General features: G+C 77.7%; 1 protein-coding gene and 1 pseudogene. One reads left to right on the top strand and one right to left on the bottom strand.

Annotated elements, in window-relative coordinates; translation table 11 throughout:
- Positions 1-220: pseudogene (locus FNQ90_RS24510) on the top strand (hypothetical protein); the annotation flags it as partial.
- A gap of 27 nt (positions 221-247) precedes the next feature.
- Here FNQ90_RS24510 and FNQ90_RS24505 read toward each other — a convergent pair.
- A partial coding sequence (locus tag FNQ90_RS24505; RefSeq protein WP_182608338.1) for an endonuclease/exonuclease/phosphatase family protein occupies positions 248-1047 on the bottom strand: 800 nt, incomplete at its 5' end.

Raw genomic sequence — 1047 nt, 5'->3', positions numbered from 1 at the left:
CCCCGAGACCGACCCCACCACCCGGTTCGCCTGGCTGGCGGTGCTCGGCGGCCCGCTGCTGTTGATCCTGAGCGCCGTCCTCGGCTTCTCGATGAGCTGGTGGGTGGTCACCCTGGGCATCGGCGGCTTCCTCGGCGGCTTCGCCACCCTGGTGATGCGGATGCGGGACGGCCGGGACGACGACGACTGGATCGGCCCCGGCAACGGCGCGGTCGTCTGACCCGATCGGACGTACGGGGTGCCGGGGTCACGGGCCCCGGCGCGGCTCCGTCCGCGGGTCGGTCGGCCGGACCGACGGCACCCGCAGCCGGGCCAGGACCGGCAGGTGGTCCGAGGCCCGCCGCAGGTCCTCCGCGTCCGGCACCCGGCCGCCCGGGGCCGGGTGCCGGGATTCCGGCGGTCCGCAAGCCTCCACCCCCACGACCGGGTCGCAGAGCACCGCGTCGATGCGGCGCCCGGGCGCCCGGGCGGGGAAGGTCGCGCCGCCCGCCGGCCCGGGACCGCCGGGCGGGTTCGCCCCGGCGTCCCGCAGGATCTCCGCCAGCCGCCGGAAAACGGGCCCGGAGGGCCCCTCGTTCAGGTCGCCCGCGATGACCACCGGCCCCGGCGTCGCCGCCGCGAGCAGCGGCCGGAGGTGGGCGCGACGCTCCCGCCCGTCCAGGCCGAGGTGGCAGCTGATCACGGTCAACGGAGCGGTGTCGATCCGCAGCCGCGCCCTGGCCGCGATCCGACGGTGCAGACCGGGGTGGTACGGCAGGGGGACCGGGTCGGCGTCCTCCACCCGCACCCGGGGGCCGACCAGTACGGCGGTGCCACAGGTGGGCGCGCCGCCCACCACGTGGCGCAGTCCGGTCGCCCGGGCGAGTCGGAGGGCGTGCCGGCGCCAGCCGATGAAGCGCGGCATCTCCTGGAGGCAGAGCACGTCGGGGGCGAGCACCCGCAGCGTCCGGACGAGCGCAGCCCGGTCGTCCCGCAGCGAGCGCACGTTCCAGGTCACCAACCGCACACCGACCCCGGGGCCGGGTGCCTCCCCGACCCCCTCGGCTC

The sequence above is a fragment of the Streptomyces alkaliphilus genome, assembly GCF_014141535.1.
Lineage (GTDB): Bacteria > Actinomycetota > Actinomycetes > Streptomycetales > Streptomycetaceae > Streptomyces > Streptomyces alkaliphilus.
The sequence above is the reverse complement of the archived record's forward strand: the minus strand, read 5'-3'. Positions and strand labels throughout refer to the sequence as shown.